The organism is Streptomyces sp. NPDC002076 (assembly GCF_053593835.1).
Genome location: NZ_JBSFDI010000006.1, coordinates 354258 through 371476, shown reverse-complemented (window position 1 = coordinate 371476; position 17219 = coordinate 354258). Strand labels below are relative to the sequence as shown.

The 17219-nt window shown below is 70.1% G+C and carries 15 protein-coding genes and 1 pseudogene; 8 read left to right on the top strand and 8 right to left on the bottom strand.

Features of this window, described 5'->3' with window-relative positions; all coding sequences use genetic code 11:
* Window positions 1-42: 42 nt before the first annotated feature.
* Window positions 43-1578 carry a VWA domain-containing protein gene (locus ACWCQS_RS16170; RefSeq protein WP_451004996.1) on the top strand — a complete coding sequence of 512 codons (1536 nt, stop codon included), beginning with the start codon at window positions 43-45 and terminating at the stop codon, window positions 1576-1578.
* A gap of 149 nt (window positions 1579-1727) precedes the next feature.
* Window positions 1728-3452 (top strand): methionine--tRNA ligase, encoded by a 1725-nt coding sequence (gene metG, locus ACWCQS_RS16165; RefSeq protein ID WP_451004995.1) that lies wholly within the window; start codon window positions 1728-1730, stop codon window positions 3450-3452.
* A gap of 67 nt (window positions 3453-3519) precedes the next feature.
* Here metG and ACWCQS_RS16160 read toward each other — a convergent pair whose 3' ends face one another.
* Window positions 3520-3750 (bottom strand): hypothetical protein, encoded by a 231-nt coding sequence (locus ACWCQS_RS16160; RefSeq protein ID WP_451004994.1) that lies wholly within the window; start codon window positions 3748-3750, stop codon window positions 3520-3522.
* 95 nt (window positions 3751-3845) lie between these two features.
* Complete coding sequence (locus tag ACWCQS_RS16155; RefSeq protein ID WP_451004993.1) at window positions 3846-4193, bottom strand: DoxX family protein; 348 nt, start codon at window positions 4191-4193, stop codon at window positions 3846-3848.
* Window positions 4194-4375: 182 nt separating this feature from the next.
* Here ACWCQS_RS16155 and ACWCQS_RS16150 point away from each other — a divergent pair, with 182 nt between their 5' ends.
* The gene (locus tag ACWCQS_RS16150; RefSeq protein WP_451004992.1) at window positions 4376-5320 is read left to right on the top strand and encodes a hypothetical protein; all 945 of its coding nucleotides are present in this window, start codon (window positions 4376-4378) and stop codon (window positions 5318-5320) included.
* 79 nt (window positions 5321-5399) lie between these two features.
* Complete coding sequence (locus tag ACWCQS_RS16145) at window positions 5400-6092, top strand: hypothetical protein (protein WP_451004991.1); 693 nt, start codon at window positions 5400-5402, stop codon at window positions 6090-6092.
* Window positions 6093-6157: 65 nt separating this feature from the next.
* Here ACWCQS_RS16145 and aspS read toward each other — a convergent pair whose 3' ends face one another.
* Window positions 6158-7921 carry an aspartate--tRNA ligase gene (aspS, locus tag ACWCQS_RS16140; RefSeq protein ID WP_451004990.1) on the bottom strand — a complete coding sequence of 588 codons (1764 nt, stop codon included), beginning with the start codon at window positions 7919-7921 and terminating at the stop codon, window positions 6158-6160.
* Between the two features lie 229 nt (window positions 7922-8150).
* Here aspS and ACWCQS_RS16135 point away from each other — a divergent pair.
* Window positions 8151-10268 (top strand): annotated as a pseudogene (locus ACWCQS_RS16135) (SpoIIE family protein phosphatase); the annotation flags it as partial.
* On the opposite strand, the gene ACWCQS_RS16130 reads toward ACWCQS_RS16135, so the two are convergent.
* Window positions 10235-11446 (bottom strand): AI-2E family transporter, encoded by a 1212-nt coding sequence (locus ACWCQS_RS16130; protein WP_451004989.1) that lies wholly within the window; start codon window positions 11444-11446, stop codon window positions 10235-10237. The pseudogene ACWCQS_RS16135 and the gene ACWCQS_RS16130 sit on opposite strands and share 34 nt — an antisense overlap.
* 99 nt (window positions 11447-11545) lie before the next feature.
* On the opposite strand from ACWCQS_RS16130, the gene ACWCQS_RS16125 reads away from it, so the two are divergent.
* Complete coding sequence (locus ACWCQS_RS16125) at window positions 11546-12181, top strand: MerR family transcriptional regulator (RefSeq protein ID WP_451004988.1); 636 nt, start codon at window positions 11546-11548, stop codon at window positions 12179-12181.
* Between the two features lie 61 nt (window positions 12182-12242).
* Here ACWCQS_RS16125 and ACWCQS_RS16120 read toward each other — a convergent pair whose 3' ends face one another.
* The 4 genes from ACWCQS_RS16120 to ACWCQS_RS16105 all read right to left on the bottom strand — a co-directional run bounded on the left by ACWCQS_RS16120 (window position 12243) and on the right by ACWCQS_RS16105 (window position 14301).
* Complete coding sequence (locus ACWCQS_RS16120) at window positions 12243-13220, bottom strand: pirin family protein (protein WP_451004987.1); 978 nt, start codon at window positions 13218-13220, stop codon at window positions 12243-12245.
* A gap of 106 nt (window positions 13221-13326) precedes the next feature.
* Window positions 13327-13524 carry a hypothetical protein gene (locus ACWCQS_RS16115; protein WP_451004986.1) on the bottom strand — a complete coding sequence of 66 codons (198 nt, stop codon included), beginning with the start codon at window positions 13522-13524 and terminating at the stop codon, window positions 13327-13329.
* Window positions 13525-13554: 30 nt separating this feature from the next.
* Window positions 13555-13830, bottom strand: coding sequence for a hypothetical protein (locus ACWCQS_RS16110; RefSeq protein WP_451004985.1), 276 nt, complete (start codon window positions 13828-13830; stop codon window positions 13555-13557).
* A gap of 6 nt (window positions 13831-13836) precedes the next feature.
* The gene (locus ACWCQS_RS16105; RefSeq protein WP_031172737.1) at window positions 13837-14301 is read right to left on the bottom strand and encodes an SseB family protein; all 465 of its coding nucleotides are present in this window, start codon (window positions 14299-14301) and stop codon (window positions 13837-13839) included.
* Window positions 14302-14430: 129 nt separating this feature from the next.
* On the opposite strand from ACWCQS_RS16105, the gene ACWCQS_RS16100 reads away from it, so the two are divergent.
* Both ACWCQS_RS16100 and ACWCQS_RS16095 read left to right on the top strand, forming a co-directional pair.
* The gene (locus ACWCQS_RS16100) at window positions 14431-15189 is read left to right on the top strand and encodes an alpha/beta fold hydrolase (protein WP_451004984.1); all 759 of its coding nucleotides are present in this window, start codon (window positions 14431-14433) and stop codon (window positions 15187-15189) included.
* A gap of 132 nt (window positions 15190-15321) precedes the next feature.
* Window positions 15322-17148, top strand: a complete 1827-nt coding sequence (locus ACWCQS_RS16095; protein ID WP_451005082.1) for an acyl-CoA dehydrogenase — start codon at window positions 15322-15324, stop codon at window positions 17146-17148.
* Window positions 17149-17219 lie beyond the last annotated feature (71 nt).

Here is a 17219-nt window from a genome sequence, read left to right as displayed (position 1 = left end):
CCAGGGATCGACGTGGATCAACTCACGCGAAGGGTTGCACACATGGGCATTCTCACTCTCCTGCGGAACGCATTCAGCCGCTCCCGCAAGGGACGAGCCACCGAGGCAGAGGGTGCCGACCGCCTGCCGGCGCAACCGGAGACCCCTCAGCCCACCGCCGACGCCACCGTCCCCGAACCCCGCCGCTCCTCCCCCGAGGAACACCACCTGGTGACAGCGGCCTTCAACAACGTAAAGGTCCCCCGCCCGGCAGAGGGCGACCCGGAACCGGCGCACCTCGACGACACTGCGAAGCCGGAGCAGGAACAGAAGACCGAGCCGACGGCCGAGGAGCCGGCCACCGAGCCGACAGAGGCCGAGAAGCAGGCCGAGCCCCAGCCCGCCGAGACGACCGAGGCCGAAGAGCAGCCCGAGCTCGCGGAGGCCTTGGAGACACAGCCCGAGCCGAAGGCCGAAGAGACCGCCGAGGCCGAAGAGCAGCCCGAGCCCCAGCCCGCCGAGATGTCAGAGGCCGAGGCGCAGCCCGAGCCGGAGCCCGCCGCGCCAGAGGCCGAGGCGCAGCCCGAGCCGGAGGGCGCAGAGACGTCAGAGGCCGAGGCGCAGGAGGCCGTCGAGGCGGTGTCGGTGACGGCGGAGGAGATGGCCGTACCGACCGACGAGACGACCGCCCCGCAAGCCGCCGACGGCGAGGACACCCCACAGGGGCCACCCGCAGCCGACGACGAAAGCCGCACGGGTGGTGCGGGTGGGAACACCGACGCCGAAGGCGAAGCCGAGGCGAACGAACCCGCCCCCACGCCGGAGGCACCCGCAGCCGACGACGAAACCCGCACGGGTGGTGCGGGTGGGAACACCGACGCCGAAGGCGAAGCCGAGGCGGACGAACCGGCCCCCACGCCGTCGTCGGCCACCACCCTCGCCAAGGTCAAGTCCCGCACGCCCTCCCTCGCCACCGCCTACAAGGCCGCCACAGCCGCCCTGAAGAGAACCGACCTCACCGGCACCCGCGCCAAGATCTACCTCGTCCTCGACCGCTCCGCGAGCATGCGCCCGTACTACAAGGACGGCTCCGCCCAGGCCCTCGCCGACCAGACCCTCGCCCTCGCCGCCCACCTGGACCCCGAGGCCACGGTCCACACCGTCTTCTTCTCCACGGAGATCGACGGCACCACCGACCTCACCCTCACCCCGGACCACGAGACCAAGATCGACGACGTGCACGCCGGCCTCGGCCGCATGGGCCGTACCAGCTACCACGCCGCCGTAGAGGCCGTACTCGCCCACTACGACGAGTACGAGAAGGACGCCACCTCCGCCACCCCCGCCCTCGTCGTCTTCCAGACCGACGGCGCCCCGGACGCGAAGACCCCCGCGACCCAGGCCCTCACCGCCGCGGCGGACACCCACCCCGCCGTCTTCTTCTCCTTCGTCGCCTTCGGAGAGCACGACAACAAGGCCTTCGACTACCTCCGCAAACTCAAGACAGCCAACGCCTCCTTCTTCCACGCGGGCCCCACCCCCCGCGAGCTGACCGATGCGGAGCTGTACGAGGGCGTCCTCGCCTCCTGGCGCCCGTAACACGGACGACCCGCGACGGACAGTCACCCTCAGTGACGCCGGGCCGCCCGCTTCCCACTCTGCAAAATGGGAAACGGGCGGCCCACCCATGTCGGCTACGATTTCAAGGTTCGAAACCGCAGAAAAGCAGCGACCTGGGAGCAGCCACGATGGCTCGACACCTCATCACCAGCGCCCTTCCGTACATCAACGGGATCAAGCACCTGGGCAACATGGTGGGGTCCATGCTCCCGGCGGACGTGTACTCCCGGTACCTCCGCCAGCGCGGCCACGACGTCCTGTACATCTGCGCCACCGACGAGCACGGCACCCCGGCCGAGCTGGCCGCGAAGGAGCAGGGCCTGCCGGTCGACCAGTTCTGCGCCCAGGCGCACGACGCGCAGAAGGCGGTCTACGACGGCTTCGCCCTCGCGTTCGACTACTTCGGCCGCAGCTCGAGCCCCGAGAACCGCGACATCACCCAGCACTTCGCCCGCAAGCTGAACGAGAACGGCTTCATCGAGGAGCGGGCGATCCGCCAGGTCTACAGCCCCGCCGACGGCCGTTTCCTCCCCGACCGCTATGTCGAGGGCACCTGCCCCCACTGCGGCTACGACAAGGCCCGCGGCGACCAGTGCGAGAACTGCACCCGGGTGCTCGACCCGACCGACCTGATCAACCCGCGCTCGGCGATCTCCGGCAGCACGGACCTGGAGGTGCGGGAGACCAAGCACCTCTTCCTCCTCCAGTCCAAGCTGGAGACCGAGGTCCGCGAGTGGGTGGCCCGGCACGACAAGGACTGGCCGCAGCTCGCCTCCTCCATCGCCCACAAGTGGCTGACCGAGGGCCTGCACGACCGCGCGATCACCCGTGACCTGGACTGGGGCGTCCCGGTCCCGGCCGACACCTGGCCGGAGCTGGCCGCCGAGGGCAAGGTCTTCTACGTCTGGTTCGACGCGCCGATCGAGTACATCGGCGCGACCAAGGAGTGGGCCGACCAGGACCCGGAGAACCGCGACTGGAAGTCGTGGTGGTACGACGCGGACTCCGGTGAGAACCCGGTCCGCTACACCGAGTTCATGGCGAAGGACAACGTCCCCTTCCACACCGTCATGTTCCCGGCCACCGAGCTGGGCGTGCGCGAGCCCTGGAAGAAGGTGGACTACGTCAAGGCCTTCAACTGGCTGACGTACTACGGCGGCAAGTTCTCCACCAGCCAGAAGCGCGGCGTCTTCACCGACCAGGCCCTGGACATCCTCCCGGCCGACTACTGGCGCTACTTCCTCATCGCCAACGCGCCCGAGTCGGACGACTCGTCCTTCACCTGGGAGCACTTCACCGCCACGGTCAACAAGGACCTCGCCGACACCCTCGGCAACTTCGTCAACCGCGTGCTGTCCTTCTCGAAGAAGCGCTTCGGCGAGGAGGTCCCCGCGGGCGGCACCCCCGGCGAGGCCGAGACGAAGCTCGGCGAGCAGATCGCCGAACTCCTCGCCGAGTACGAGGGCCACATGGAGACCATGCAGTTCCGCAAGGCCGCCGCGGCCCTGCGCGCCCTGTGGTCGGCGGGCAACTCCTACCTGGAGGAGAAGGCCCCCTGGCTGCAGATCAAGACCGACAAGGACGCCGCGGCCCTCACCCTGCGTACGGCGATGAACCTGATCCACCTGTACGCCGTGGTCTCCGAGCCGCTGATCCCGGCGACGGCCGCCGCCATGCGCCAGGCCTTCTCCCTCCAGGACGACACCGCCACCTGGATCACCGAGGCCGAGGCCAGGTCCCTCACCGCCGTCCCGGCCGGCACGCCCTTCACGGTCCCCCCGGTCCTCTTCGCCAAGCTGACCGACGAGGACCTGGCGGCGTACAAGGAGCGCTTCGGCGGCGAGCAGGGCTGACGCCTCCGACGGCCCCAGCGGGCCCGGGAAGAACCTCTTCCCGGGCCCGCCGTGTACGTCGCCCGGGTTACTTCAGCACGCCGGCGCCGGTGCTGGTCGCCAGTTCCGTCGGCAGGTTCTTCGCGGACGTCAGGCCCGCGGTGAGTGTCGGCTCCAGTTCATGGTCGTCTTGATCTTGGGCGGTCGCGTTCGCGTTCATCACGAACACCCCGGCATCGACGCCCGCGGCCACGACGGCGGCGGACACGGCGAGGGTGCGCCGCTTGCGGAGGGACCGGCGGTGGGAGGGAGCAGCCACGGAGGAGTCCTCAAAGGTGTGCTGAACATGCCTTACGACTCCTCAGTGGCCGCCGTGGACAAGGAAGTTGCCGCCTCGCGAAGGGAAATTCCGGCTCAGGCGGCGTACCCGAGGACGAGCGCGCCGACGACGGGGGCCGCGTAGACGAGCGGGAAGGGGATGTGGGAGTACCAGCGGGCGCGGGCCACGGTGACGGCGGCACCGAGGAAGTAGACGACGAGCCCGATCCCGGCCGCCACGCCGATCACCGGCACGAACAACCCGACCACCAACCCCACGGCCCCGGCGGCCTTGGCCACGCCGAGCAGGGTCCACCAGCTCCGCGGCACCCGGTAGTCGGTGAGCGCCTTGACGATCCACTGGGCCCGCATGAGCAGCACGGCCCCCGAGAACCCGGCCATCAGCGCGGCGATCAGGGTGACGACAATGTGGGCGGTGTGCATGACCAACTCCCGGAGAGACGTTTCGAAGGTGCGGACAGCTCTCTGACACCGCCACGCCGACGAATGTGACAGCGAGCGGGAAACAATCTCGGCCCGAAATGAACGTTTCTCCGATCCTCGAAAGAGTGAACGCCTCTCGATGTCGGGGCAGGCCGCCCATCACCCGCCCATATGTTGCCCCCATGGTCACTTCAGCCCACGAGGGCATGCACCGCATCTTCCAGGAGCGGCCCGAGGTCCTGAGGCCCGTGTTCGAGGTGCTCGGCGTCCCGTTAACCGGAAAGGCGACCGTGGACGCCATCGCCACCGACGTGACGGAGGCCAAGCCGCTGGAGCGCCGCGTGGACACGGTGCTGCGCATCGGTCCGTCCGACGGGGACGACTTCATCCTCGCCATCGAGTCGCAGTCGAAGAAGAGTGAGGCCAAGGCGTCCAGCTGGGCGTACTACGTCGCCTACCTCCAGGCGAAGTACAACCTGCCCGTGCTGCTTCTCGTCGTCTGTCAGGACCGGGCCACGGCCAATTGGGCAGCCGGCCCCCTCGACTGCGGAGTGCGGGGCTGGACGGCTCAGCGGACCTTTCCGCTGGTCGCCGGGCCGCACAACCTGCCGGTGATCAGCGACTCCCGAACGGTGGCGAAGAACCTGGCGCTGGCGATGCTCTCGGCGCTGGCACATGCCCGCAGCCGCGACGCCGACGCCATACTGGACGCAATCAACCGCGCCCTCCTGGAAGTCCAGAAAGCCGACCCCGAGACCGCCGACTACTTCTACGAGTTCCTTGACGTCAACCTGGCCGGCAGCCCGGCCGGAGAGAAATGGAAGGACATCATGTCTTCTTTCGTCACCTACTTCCCCGGCCGGGGAACGGTCCGTGAGACGGCGTACCTCCAAGGAAAGGCAGAGGGCAAGGCGGAGGGCAAGGCAGCAGGCGAGGCAAAGGGGATCCTCCGCGTCCTTGAGGTGCGCGGCCTCGCCGTCTCCGACGCCGTCCGCGAGCGCATCACCACCTGCACCGACCTCGACCGTCTCAACGACTGGCTCGACCGGGCCGGCACGGTCACGCGGGCGGAGGACCTGTTCACCGAGGCAACGGACGCGCCGGAAGGCACCACCGAGCCTGCCTGACTTGCCTGGCCCGTCCACTCGGTGCCGAGCGCCCAGGAGGAACTCCGACCATGCTCCTACGAACCCGCCCGGCCGCCCGGTGAACCACCCCGAAGCCCATCTCCGCCTCATCAGCACCGCCCTGACGCTGGGCACGCCCTTCTCCCTGGTCCTGGCCGGAGGCTATGCGCTCCAGGCCCATGGACTGCTCGAACGGCCGCACGGGAACGTGGACCTCGCGACGGAGGGCCCGGAGCCAACCGACCGGATGGCGTATGCCGTCGGCGCAGCCCTGGAGGCGCGGGGTCGGCAGGTGCAAACCGGAGCGCTCACCGCGCTCACCGCGCAGCTGACGGTGACGGACCCGCCGACCGGCGAGCCGTGCGTCCTCACCCTGCACAAGGAGGCGTTCTGGCAGCCGCCGGAGCTGACCGAGTACGGTCCCGCGCTCTCCCTGGAGGACGCCGTGGGGACGAAGATCCGTGCGCTGTACGACCGTGGCGCCGCCGTCGATCTGGTGGACGCGCAGGCCGCGGCCGCCCGGTTCTCGTTCCCTGATCTGGAGGAGCTGGGCCGCCGGCACGCCCATGATCCCTTCGATCTGCCCACGCTGCAGTCCCGGCTGACGGGTACGGACTTCTACTCCGACGCGGACTTCATCCGGTACGGCCTGACGCAGGAGCAGGTCACCGCCCTGCGCGCCTGGGCTCAGCACTGGTCCGACGACATCGCCGAGCGCCGGCTGGAGGACGGCGCTTCCCCGGACGAGGAGGACGGGGAAGCCGGGGACTGAAGAGGAGAGGCCCGGAACCCCACCGGGGTTCCGGGCCTCTCCTCTCCCATGAATCCTGTGCCGTACTACTTCGGCTGCGGCTTCCTGATGTTCAGGTGCAGCTCGCGCAGGCGGGCCTCCTCCAGCTCGGTCGGGGCGCCCATCATCAGGTCCTGGGCGTTGCCGTTGAGCGGGAAGGCGATCGTCTCGCGGATGTTGGGCTCGTCCGCGAGGAGCATGACGATGCGGTCCACGCCGGGGGCGATGCCGCCGTGTGGCGGGGCGCCGAAGCGGAACGCGCGGAGCATGCCGGCGAACTTCTCCTCGACGGTCTCACGGTCGTAGCCCGCGATCTCGAAGGCCTTGAGCATGATCTCCGGCTCGTGGTTCCGGATGGCGCCGGAGGACAGCTCGACACCGTTGCAGACGATGTCGTACTGCCAGCCCAGGATGTCCAGCGGGTCCTGGGTCTCCAGGGCCTCCAGACCGCCCTGCGGCATGGAGAAGGGGTTGTGCGAGAAGTCGATCGCGCCGGTCTCCTCGTCCTTCTCGTACATCGGGAAGTCGACGATCCAGCAGAAGCGGAAGACGCCCTCCTCGAAGTGGCCGCCTCGCTTGGCGGCCTCGACGCGGACCGCGCCCATGATCTTGGAGACCTCGTCGAACTCGCCCGCGCCGAAGAAGACCGCGTGGCCGGGGGCCAGCGACAGGCGCTTGGTCAGCTCGGCGACGTTCTCCTCGGTGAGGAACTTCGCGATCGGGCCGGACAGCGCGCCGTCCTCGCCGACACGGACCCAGGCCAGACCCTTGGCGCCCAGCGAGATGGCGAACTCGCCGAGCTGGTCGAAGAACTTGCGCGGCTGGTCCTGGACGGCCGGGACGGGCAGCGCGCGCACATGCTTGCCGGCGAACGCCTTGAACTCCGAGCCCTCGAAGACATCGGTGATGTCGACCAGCTCCAGCTTGGCGCGCAGGTCCGGCTTGTCGGAGCCGTACTTCAGCATCGCCTCGCGGAACGGGATCCGCGGGAAGGGAGACGTGACATGGCGGCCGTTGCCGAACTCCTCGAACAGTTCGGTCATGAGCTGCTCGATCGGCTGGAAGACGTCCTCCTGCTCGACGAAGCTCATCTCGACGTCGAGCTGGTAGAACTCGCCCGGCGAGCGGTCGGCGCGGGCGTCCTCGTCGCGGAAGCAGGGCGCGATCTGGAAGTAGCGGTCGAAGCCGGAGATCATCAGCAGCTGCTTGAACTGCTGCGGGGCCTGCGGCAGCGCGTAGAACTTGCCGGGGTGCAGGCGGGAGGGGACGACGAAGTCGCGGGCGCCCTCCGGGGAGGTTGCGCTCAGGATCGGCGTCGCCATCTCGTTGAAGCCCATCGCCGCCATCTTGTGGCGGATCGCCGAGATCACCGACGTACGCAGCAGGATGTTGCGGTGCATGCGCTCACGGCGCAGGTCCAGGAAGCGGTACTCCAGGCGCCGCTCCTCGTTGACCCCGTCCTCGGTGTTGATCGTGAACGGCAGCGGCGCGGCGGCGCCCAGCAACTCGACCTCTGCCACCTCGACCTCGATCTCGCCGGTGGGCAGGTCGGGGTTGATGTTCTCGGTTCCACGTGAAACAACGCGGCCGTCGACGCGGACCGTGGACTCCTTGGAGATCTTGTCCAGGGCCTCGTACGCGGGCGTGCCGGGGCGGGCCACCAGCTGCGTGATGCCGTAGTGATCGCGCAGATCGATGAAGAGGATGCCGCCCAGGTCGCGCCGATTGTGCAGCCAGCCACTCAGCCGGACGTCGGTGCCGACGTCAGAGGCGCGGAGCTGGCCGCAGGTGTGGGACCTGTACCGATGCATCGTCGTTCATCGTCCTTCGTGTGTGGGTCTGCGGGGGAGGGGTGCTCTCCCCGGCGAGAACGGGCACGGGGCCCGGACCCATCAAGGGTACCGGGCAGCCAAAGATCGGCTCCCCACCATTTCCCGCGCCGTCCCCGCGTCGCACTGGAGGATCCTCCGAGTGTCCGGAACGCGGGATCCTTCTTTCCTACGGTGGCAGCTATCGGTCAGACCTTCTTAAAGTGGGCGAATGCGTACAGGCGAGCCCCTCCCGTCCGTCGGAGATGTCCTCGCCGCCCTCGCGACCGGGCTGTGGCACTGGGACACGGCCGCCCGACTGGTCACCGTGGACGCGGAGGCGGCGCGGCTGCTCGGGCTGCCCGCGGAGCCGACCACCCTCACGGAGGTCCAGACCCGGGCCCGGTTGCACCCGGAGGACTGGAACGAGATCACCGGTGTGGTCCCGCTGGCGGTCGACGAGGGCACGCTCGCCGAGGTGCGCATCCGGATCATGGACGAGCAGGGGAACGTCCTGCGGGTGGTCCGCAGCCGGTCCAAGCCGTCCTTCGATCCCGAGCGGCGGGCGTACGAGCTGATCGGCACCCTCCAGGAGGTCACCGAGCCGACCCCGGGCACCCGGGCCGCCCGCAGCGCGGTCACCGGCGACTGGCGGCGCTCGCGGGAGGCGTTCCTGCTGGACGCGGGCCGGGCGCTGGCGGAGGCACGGTCCACCGCAGAGGTGCTGCGGGTGGCCGGCGGCCTGTCGATGCCGGGGTTCTCCCCGGACGGGCTCGTGGTGTTCGGCGCGGAGGGCGACCGGCTGACGATCACCGGCCAGCACGGGCACCAGCCCGGCGCCATGAACCCCTTCTCGAACATGCCGCTGAGCACCGACTATCCGGCGGCCGAGGTCGTTCGCACCGGCCGCGCGGTGTATCTGTCCTCGCCCCAGGAGTACAAGACCCGCTACCCGGCGACCTGGCCGCTCGCCCGGCACTTCGGCCGCCGCTCGTGGGCCTTCCTGCCGCTGACCGTGGCCGGACGCACGATGGGCGCCTGGATGGCGGCCTTCGCCTATCCGGTGGCGTTCACGCCCGACGAGCGGGCCGTGCTGACCACGGTGGCCCGGATGCTCGCCCAGGCACTGTCCCGGGCGGAGGTCACCGAATCGGAGCGGGAGCTGACGGACGGCCTGCAGCGCTCCATGCTGCCCACGCTCGGCCCGGAGATCCCCGGCATGCAGATGGCCGCCCGGTACATACCGACCGGCGGCGGTCTCCAGGTCGGCGGCGACTGGTACGACATGATCCCGCTGCCCTCCGGTCGTTTCGCGCTGGCCATGGGAGACGTCCAGGGCCATGACGTACGGGCCGCGGGCCTCATGGGACAGCTGCGCATCGCCCTGCGCGCCTACGCCGCCGAGGGCCACCGCCCGGACGCCGTGCTCACCCGCGCCTCCCGGTTCCTGCACGGCATCACCCACGACGACCAGATGACCGACATCCGCTTCGCGACCTGCGTGTACGTGGAGGCCGACCCGGCGACCGGGGTGCTGGAGATCGCCCGCGCCGGGCACCCGCACCCCGCGATCCGGATGGCCGACGGCACGGTGATGATGCGGCCGACGGCCGGCGGGCCGCCGTTGGGCGTGGACCCGGACGCGGACTACCCGACGACCCGGTTCACCCTGGAACCCGGCGAGACGCTGATGCTCTGCACCGACGGCCTGATCGAGACCGGCGGACACGACATGGACAGCGGCTGGCACCGGCTGCGCACGATCCTGGAGGCGCACCCGGGGGACGACGGGGTCGATCTGGAGTCGCTGGCCGACGCGCTGGTGCAGGGCGTGCACGGGCCGTCCTCCCACCACACCACCGGCCCCCTGGCCGACCGCCGCGAGGACGACATCGCGCTGCTGCTGCTGGGCAGGCCGCTGGAGGGCGCCGTACGGGCCGCGGTACGGCGCACCCTGCTGTCGGTGCAGCAGGACGAGCCGGACCGGATCGCCGAGGCCCGCCGGCATCTGCGCGAGCTGCTGCACGACTGGGCCTCGCCCGAGCAGGTCGACTCGGCGGTGCTCCTGGTCTCCGAGATGGTCACCAATGTCCTCGTCCACACCGACACCGACGCGCTGCTGCTCGCCGAGGTGACCGGCGAGGCGGGGGTGCGCGGGCTGCGGGTGGAGGTCACCGACGCGGGCGACGACCTGCCGCACAAGCGCCACCCCGGCGAGCTGGCCTCCTCGGGCCGCGGCCTGATGCTGATCGAGCTGCTCGCGGACGCCTGGGGGGTGAACCCGCGCGGCGAGGGCAAGAGCATCTGGTTCGAGCTCTACGAGTCCGGGGGTGCGTCCGGGGATGCGTCGGAGGGCGGCGCGTCCGAGGGGGGCGTGGCGGGAGGCGGCGTACTGACCGGCGATGAACCGGACGGCGATGCGTCGGGGGACGCCGGGCCGGAGGGTGACGCGCCGGGCGGTGATGCGTCGGAGGTCGGCGAACCGGAGGATGCGTCGGAGGGCGCCGCGTAACGCGTCCGCAGCTCCTGTACGACCCCGAAGGCGGCCGCCGTCAGCGGGACCGCGAGCAGCATTCCGAGGATCCCCGCGACGGACGCCCCGGCGGTGATGGCGAGCATCACCACGGCCGGGTGCATCTGCACGGTCCGGCTCTGGATGACCGGCTGCAGCACATGCCCCTCCAGCACCTGCACGGCGAGGACCAGCCCGAGCGCCCACAGCGCGATGACGAAGCCGCGGTCGGCGAGGGCGACCAGGACGGCCACCGCGCCGGAGATGAAGGCACCGAGGTAGGGGATGTAGGCGCCGACGAAGACGAGCGCGCCCAGCCCGATCGCGCCGGGCACCCGTAGGACCAGCAGGCCGACGGTGATGCACACGGCGTCGATGAGCGCGATGAGGGTCGTCCCGCGCATGAACCCCTCGACCGCCTCGAAGGCCCGCCGGGCGACGGCCTCCAGGGTGTCGGCGGTGCCGCCGGGCGCGACGGCCCGCAGGACCTCCACGGCCCGGTGGGAATCGCGCAGGAAGAAGAAGACGAGCAGCAGGGCGAGCACGGCCATGGCGATGGACTCGCCGACGACGCTGACCCCGCTGATGACGTTGGACGCGGCCGTGCCCCCGAACTTGCTCAGCAGCTTGCGCGAGTTCGCTGCGAGGTCGTCGAGACCGGTGCCGGCCGCCCCGAAGTGCTGTGCGACACCCTTGGCGGCGTCCCGCAGCGAGGCGATGATCTGGTCGCCGGTGTCGATGAGCGCGGCGACGACGATGTACACGGCACCGCCGACGACGGCCACGACGGCGACACAGGTGAGCCCGGCCGCCACGGAGGCCTGCACCCCGGTGCGCACGAGTCGCCGGTACAGCGGGCCGAGCAGCGCGGTACCGAGCAGGGCGAGCAGCACCGGGGTGACGGCCGTACGGAACTCCCCGCACAGCCGCACCCCGACCCAGCCCACCCCTGCGACGAGCAGCAGCACTGCACACCAGGCGGCGAGGCGTCGAACGGGGTCGGGCAACAGCTGCACGCGTCCAGCGGATCATGGGCGCCGACCGGTGTCCTGCCGCACGGGGCCGGGCGGGTGAGGTGCCGCTCCGGCGGGCAGGGAGGCTCGTATCCTCGCCCCATGCGTATCGGAGAGCTGGCGCAGCGCACCGGGGTCCCGGTTCCGACGATCAAGTTCTACGCACGGGAGGGCCTGCTGCCGCCCGGCGAGCGCACCAGCCCCAACCAGGTCCGGTACGACGACACCCACGTCCGCAGGCTGAAGCTCATCCGGGCGATGCTGGAGGTCGGCGGCATGTCCGTGACCGCGGTCGGCCAGGTGCTCGCCCGGATGGACGCTCCGGACCGCACCGTCCACTCGATGCTCGGTGTCGCCCAGTCCGCGGTCAGCCGGACCGCCGGGGACCGGGGCACCCCGCAGGACCGCGAGCGGGCCGAGGCGGACGTGGCCGAGCTGATGCGCCGGCACGGCTGGACGGCCCGGCCGAGGAACCCCGGCTGGGCGACGCTGGTGCAGCTCGTCGTGACGTACCGGGACCTGGGCCGGGACGATCTGCTGGCGCTGCTCGACGAGTACGCCTCGGCGGCCGCCCGCCTCGCCGAGTCCGAGCTGGCCACCGTGGCCCGCGTACCGACCGTCGACGGCAAGATCGAGACCGTGGTACTGGGCACAGTCCTGGGCGACACCGCAATGGCCGCACTACGCCGCATCGCCCAGGAGAACGCCTCGGCGAGAACACCAACGCCCTCGGCCTAGCCCGCGGTGTCGCCGCCCCGGGCGTCTCGGGCGGTCGCCGGCCTTCCCAGCCGACCCGGTTTCAGGACTGCGGTCCCTCGCCGCTCATCCCGTGCACCGCCGGAACCGTCCCCAGCCGCCCCTTCTGGAAGTCCTCGAAGGCCTGCATCAGCTCTTCCTTGGTGTTCATGACGAACGGGCCGTAGTGGGCCATGGGCTCACGGATCGGCTGTCCGCCGAGCAGGACGACCTCCAGGTCCGGCGTGCGGGAGTCCTGCTTCTCGTCCGCGCGCACGGTCAGCGAGGACCCGGCGCCGAACACCGCGGTCTGCCCGAGGTGGATCGGCCGACGGTCCGTACCGACGCTGCCGCGGCCCGCGAGGACGTAGGCCAGACCGTTGAAGTCCTCCCGCCAGGGCAGGGTGACCTCGGCGCCCGGCGCGACGGTCGCGTGGATCATCGTGATCGGGGTGTGCGTGATGCCCGGACCCTTGTGGCCGTCCAGCTCACCCGCGATGACCCGCAGCAGCGCCCCGCCGTCCGGAGTCGTCAGCAGCTGGACGTTGCCGCCGCGGATGTCCTGGTAGCGCGGGGCCATCATCTTGTCCTTGGCCGGGAGGTTCACCCACAGCTGCAGGCCGTGGAAGAGACCGCCGGACACGACGAGGGACTCCGGCGGCGCCTCGATGTGCAGCAGACCGGAGCCCGCCGTCATCCACTGCGTGTCGCCGTTGGTGATGGTGCCGCCACCACCCTGGGAGTCCTGGTGGTCGAAGACCCCGTCGATGATGTAGGTGACGGTCTCGAAGCCGCGGTGCGGGTGCCAGGGGGTGCCCTTGGGCTCGCCCGGCGCGTACTCCACCTCGCCCATCTGGTCCATCATGATGAACGGGTCGAGGTGGCGGTAGTTGATCCCCGCGAACGCCCGGCGCACCGGGAAGCCCTCGCCCTCGAAACCGCTCGGAGCGGTCGTGACGGCGAGCACCGGACGCGCCACCGCGTCGGCGGGAGCGGTCACGCGGGGCAGGGTCAACGGGTTCTCGACGGTCACTGCAGGCATGGTCGGTACCTCCTTGTGCGCTCACTTTAGTTGAGCGTTGAACTTTCTGCCACCCCCAACAGAACGAGCCCGGAGGGAATTCCCTCCGGGCTCCACGGCATGGGGCTCACACAAAGGCGGACGTCACCGCGAACGCGGCCGCCCCGGCACTGCCCACCAGGACCGGAACACCGGCCACCAGCAGCAGGACGACGCCGAAGACGAGCATTCCCGCGGTACCGGTTCCGACCTGACCGCTCCCGTCGGGGTCCGCGGGGTCGTACAGGATCCGCACCCATGCGGCACCGCCCGTGTCCGTACCCACACACTCGCGCCGCGTCCCTCGGGCATCCGTCTAGGCGTACACATAGCGCGTCAGAGGCCCGTTCTCGGTGCCGATCTCACGGAAGGACTCCAGCCGCCCCTCCGCCGCGACCCCCTGCGTGCGCAGCACCCAGGCCGCGCGCACCAGCCGCCAGCCGCTCACCGTGGACAGGCAGCCGCAGGCGGCCAGGGCCGGGACGCAGAACCAGACGACGACGGACGCCACGCCTCCGGCGATCCCCAGCACGCACGCCGTCAGCGCGAAGACCCCACCCCCGGCCCACCAGAGCCGGCGTCCGTGCGGCACGGCCGGCTAGCCGTACATCCGCCGCATGGCGAAGTCGACCATCTGCTCGACCGCCTTCGCGTCGAAGACCATCCGGTGCTCGCCCTCCATGTCCAGGACGAAGCCGTATCCGGTGGGCAGCAGGTCGATCACCTCGGCGCCGGTGATCACGAAGTACTTGGACTCCTTGCCCGCGTACCGGCGCAGCTCCTTGAGCGAGGTGAACATCGGGATCACCGGCTGCTGGGTGTTGTGCAGGGCGAGGAAGCCGGGGGTGTCGCCACGCGGGCAGTACACCTTCGACGTGGCGAAGATCTGCTGGAAGTCCTCGGCGGACATCTGCCCGGTGGTGAAGGCACGCACCGCGTCCGCGAGGGAGGGCGGGGACGGCTCGGGATACAGCGGCGGCTGCTGCCCGTAGCCGCCGGCCATCGGCTGCTGGGGTGCGGCGTACTGCTGCTGAGCACCGACGTTCTGGTCGTAGCCGTACATGCGCGCAAGCGTACCGAGCGGGAGCGGCACGGTGGCGTCGGGGAGAAATTATGTAGCGGTCGCTAGACAATCCTGTTAGGTTCCGTACGACCACTGAAGACATCGACGGACAGCGACCCCGGGGGGCTCATGTCCGACAGCACGTCCCGCCCCGCCCTGCTCCTCGCGCACGGCGCCGGCGGATCCCTGGACCGCAACTACGGCCCGGTGATGGACCGGCTGACCGCGCGGTACACGGTGATCGGCGCCGACTGTCCGGGCGCGGGCAGCACCCCGCCCGCCACCCGGCCGCTCGAACTGGACGACCTGGCCGACCAGTTGGTGGCGGTCGCCGACGCCGAGGGCATCGAGCGGTTCGGTGCGTCCGGCTACTCGCTGGGCGGGCCGGTGGCGATACGGCTGGCCGTGCGGTACCCGGAGCGGGTGACGGGACTCGTGCTGACCGCACCCTTCGCGCGCGCCGACGCGCAGGTACGGCTCACTGCGCGCGTGTGGCGGACGCTGGTGGAGTCGGGGGACCCCGACACGCTCGGCCGTTTCCTGTTCGCCCACGCCCTGAGTCCGGCCGCGCTGGAGGCGATGACCCCGGAGGAACTGGAGGCGGCGGTGAAGGAGAGGGGAGCGGCCGTGCCGGAGGGGACGCCGGAGCACGTGGAGCTGGTGGAGCGGCTGGACGTGACCGCGGACCTGGGCCGGATCGCCGTACCCACGCTGGTCGTCTCACCGGTCGACGACCATCTGATCCCGCCCCGGCTGCACCACGCGGTGGCCGAGGGCATCCCGGGAGCCCGGCTGGTGGAGATACCAGGCGGTCACCTTGCTTTCGCCGAGCAGCCGGAGCAGTGGGCGGCCCTGCTCACGGACGGGCTGGAGGACACGCCGGAGTAGACCCTTCTCACACTTGGACCGGCAGGGGTTGCTTCTTATTACCGACGGGTAGCATCATCATGGCCACTTGTTGGTACGTGAACTAGGTGCGAGGAGTCAGTGCCTCGCCGATCCCTCTACGGAGCCGTCGCCATGGGGCACTACAAGTCGAATCTCCGCGACATCGAGTTCAACCTCTTCGAAGTACTGGGGCGCGACAAGGTGTACGGCACCGGCCCGTTCGAGGAGATGGACGTCGACACCGCGAAGAGCATCCTGGAGGAGATGACCCGCCTCTCGGAGAACGAGCTGGCCGAGTCCTTCGCCGACGCCGACCGCAACCCGCCGGTCTTCGACCCCGAGTCCAACACCGCGCCGGTCCCGGCGTCCTTCAAGAAGAGCTACCAGGCCTTCATGGACTCCGAGTACTGGCGGCTCGGCCTGCCCGAGGAGATCGGCGGCACCACCTCGCCGCGCTCCCTGATCTGGGCCTACGCCGAGCTGATCCTGGGCGCCAACCCGGCCGTGTGGATGTACTCCTCGGGCCCGGCGTTCGCCGGCATCCTCTTCGAGGAGGGCAACGAGGTCCAGAAGCACATAGCCAAGATCGCCGTGGAGAAGCAGTGGGGCTCCACGATGGTGCTCACCGAGCCCGACGCGGGCTCCGACGTGGGCGCCGGCCGTACCAGGGCGATCCAGCAGGAGGACGGCTCCTGGCACATCGAGGGCGTGAAGCGCTTCATCACCTCCGGTGAGCACGACATGTCCGAGAACATCCTCCACTACGTGCTCGCGCGTCCCGAGGGCGCCGGTCCGGGCACCAAGGGGCTCTCCCTCTTCCTCGTGCCGAAGTACGAGTTCGACTTCGAGACCGGCGAGCTGGGCGAGCGCAACGGCGTCTACGCCACCAACGTCGAGCACAAGATGGGCCTGAAGGCCTCCAACACCTGCGAGATGACCTTCGGCGACCAGCACCCCGCCAAGGGCTGGCTCATCGGCGACAAGCACGACGGCATCCGCCAGATGTTCCGCATCATCGAGTTCGCCCGCATGATGGTCGGCACGAAGGCGATCTCCACGCTGTCCACCGGCTACCTGAACGCGCTGGAGTACGCCAAGGAGCGCGTCCAGGGTCCCGACCTCGCGCAGTTCATGGACAAGGCCGCGCCCAAGGTCACCATCACCCACCACCCGGACGTGCGCCGCTCGCTGATGACGCAGAAGGCGTACGCGGAGGGCATGCGCGCCCTGGTGCTGTACACCGCCTCCGTCCAGGACGCGATCCAGCTCAAGGAGGCGGCCGGCGAGGACGCCTCCGCCGAGCACGCGCTGAACGACCTGCTGCTGCCGATCGTCAAGGGCTACGGCTCCGAGAAGGGCTACGAGCAGCTCGCCCAGTCGCTGCAGACCTTCGGCGGCTCCGGCTTCCTGCAGGAGTACCCGATCGAGCAGTACATCCGGGACTCCAAGATCGACACCCTCTACGAGGGCACCACCGCGATCCAGGGCCAGGACTTCTTCTTCCGGAAGATCGTCCGCAACCAGGGAGCCGCGCTGAACTCCCTCGCCGAGGACATCAAGAAGTTCCTGGCGCTCGGCACCGGCGGCGAGGAGCTGGCCGGCGCCCGTGAGCACCTGGCCAAGGCGGCCGTGGAGCTGGAGGCGATCGTCGGCCTGATGCTGACCGACCTCGCCGCCACCGAGCAGGACACCAAGAACATCTACAAGGTGGGCCTGAACACCACCCGGCTGCTCATGGCCTCCGGTGACGTCGTCGTCGGCTACCTGCTGCTGAAGGGTGCCGCGATCGCCGCCGAGAAGCTGGCCACGGCCTCCGCCAAGGACCAGGCGTTCTACACCGGCAAGATCGCCGCGGCGAAGTTCTTCGCGGCGAACGTCCTCCCGGGTGTCACCCTCGCCCGCAAGGTCGCCTCGAGTGTCGAGCTGGACCTGATGGAGCTGGACGAGGCCGCGTTCTAGGACCAGGCCGCGTTCTGGAAGGTACTTGCGGATTCCTGCGGATTCCCTGTGCGGGCCCGCTCCCTTTCCGG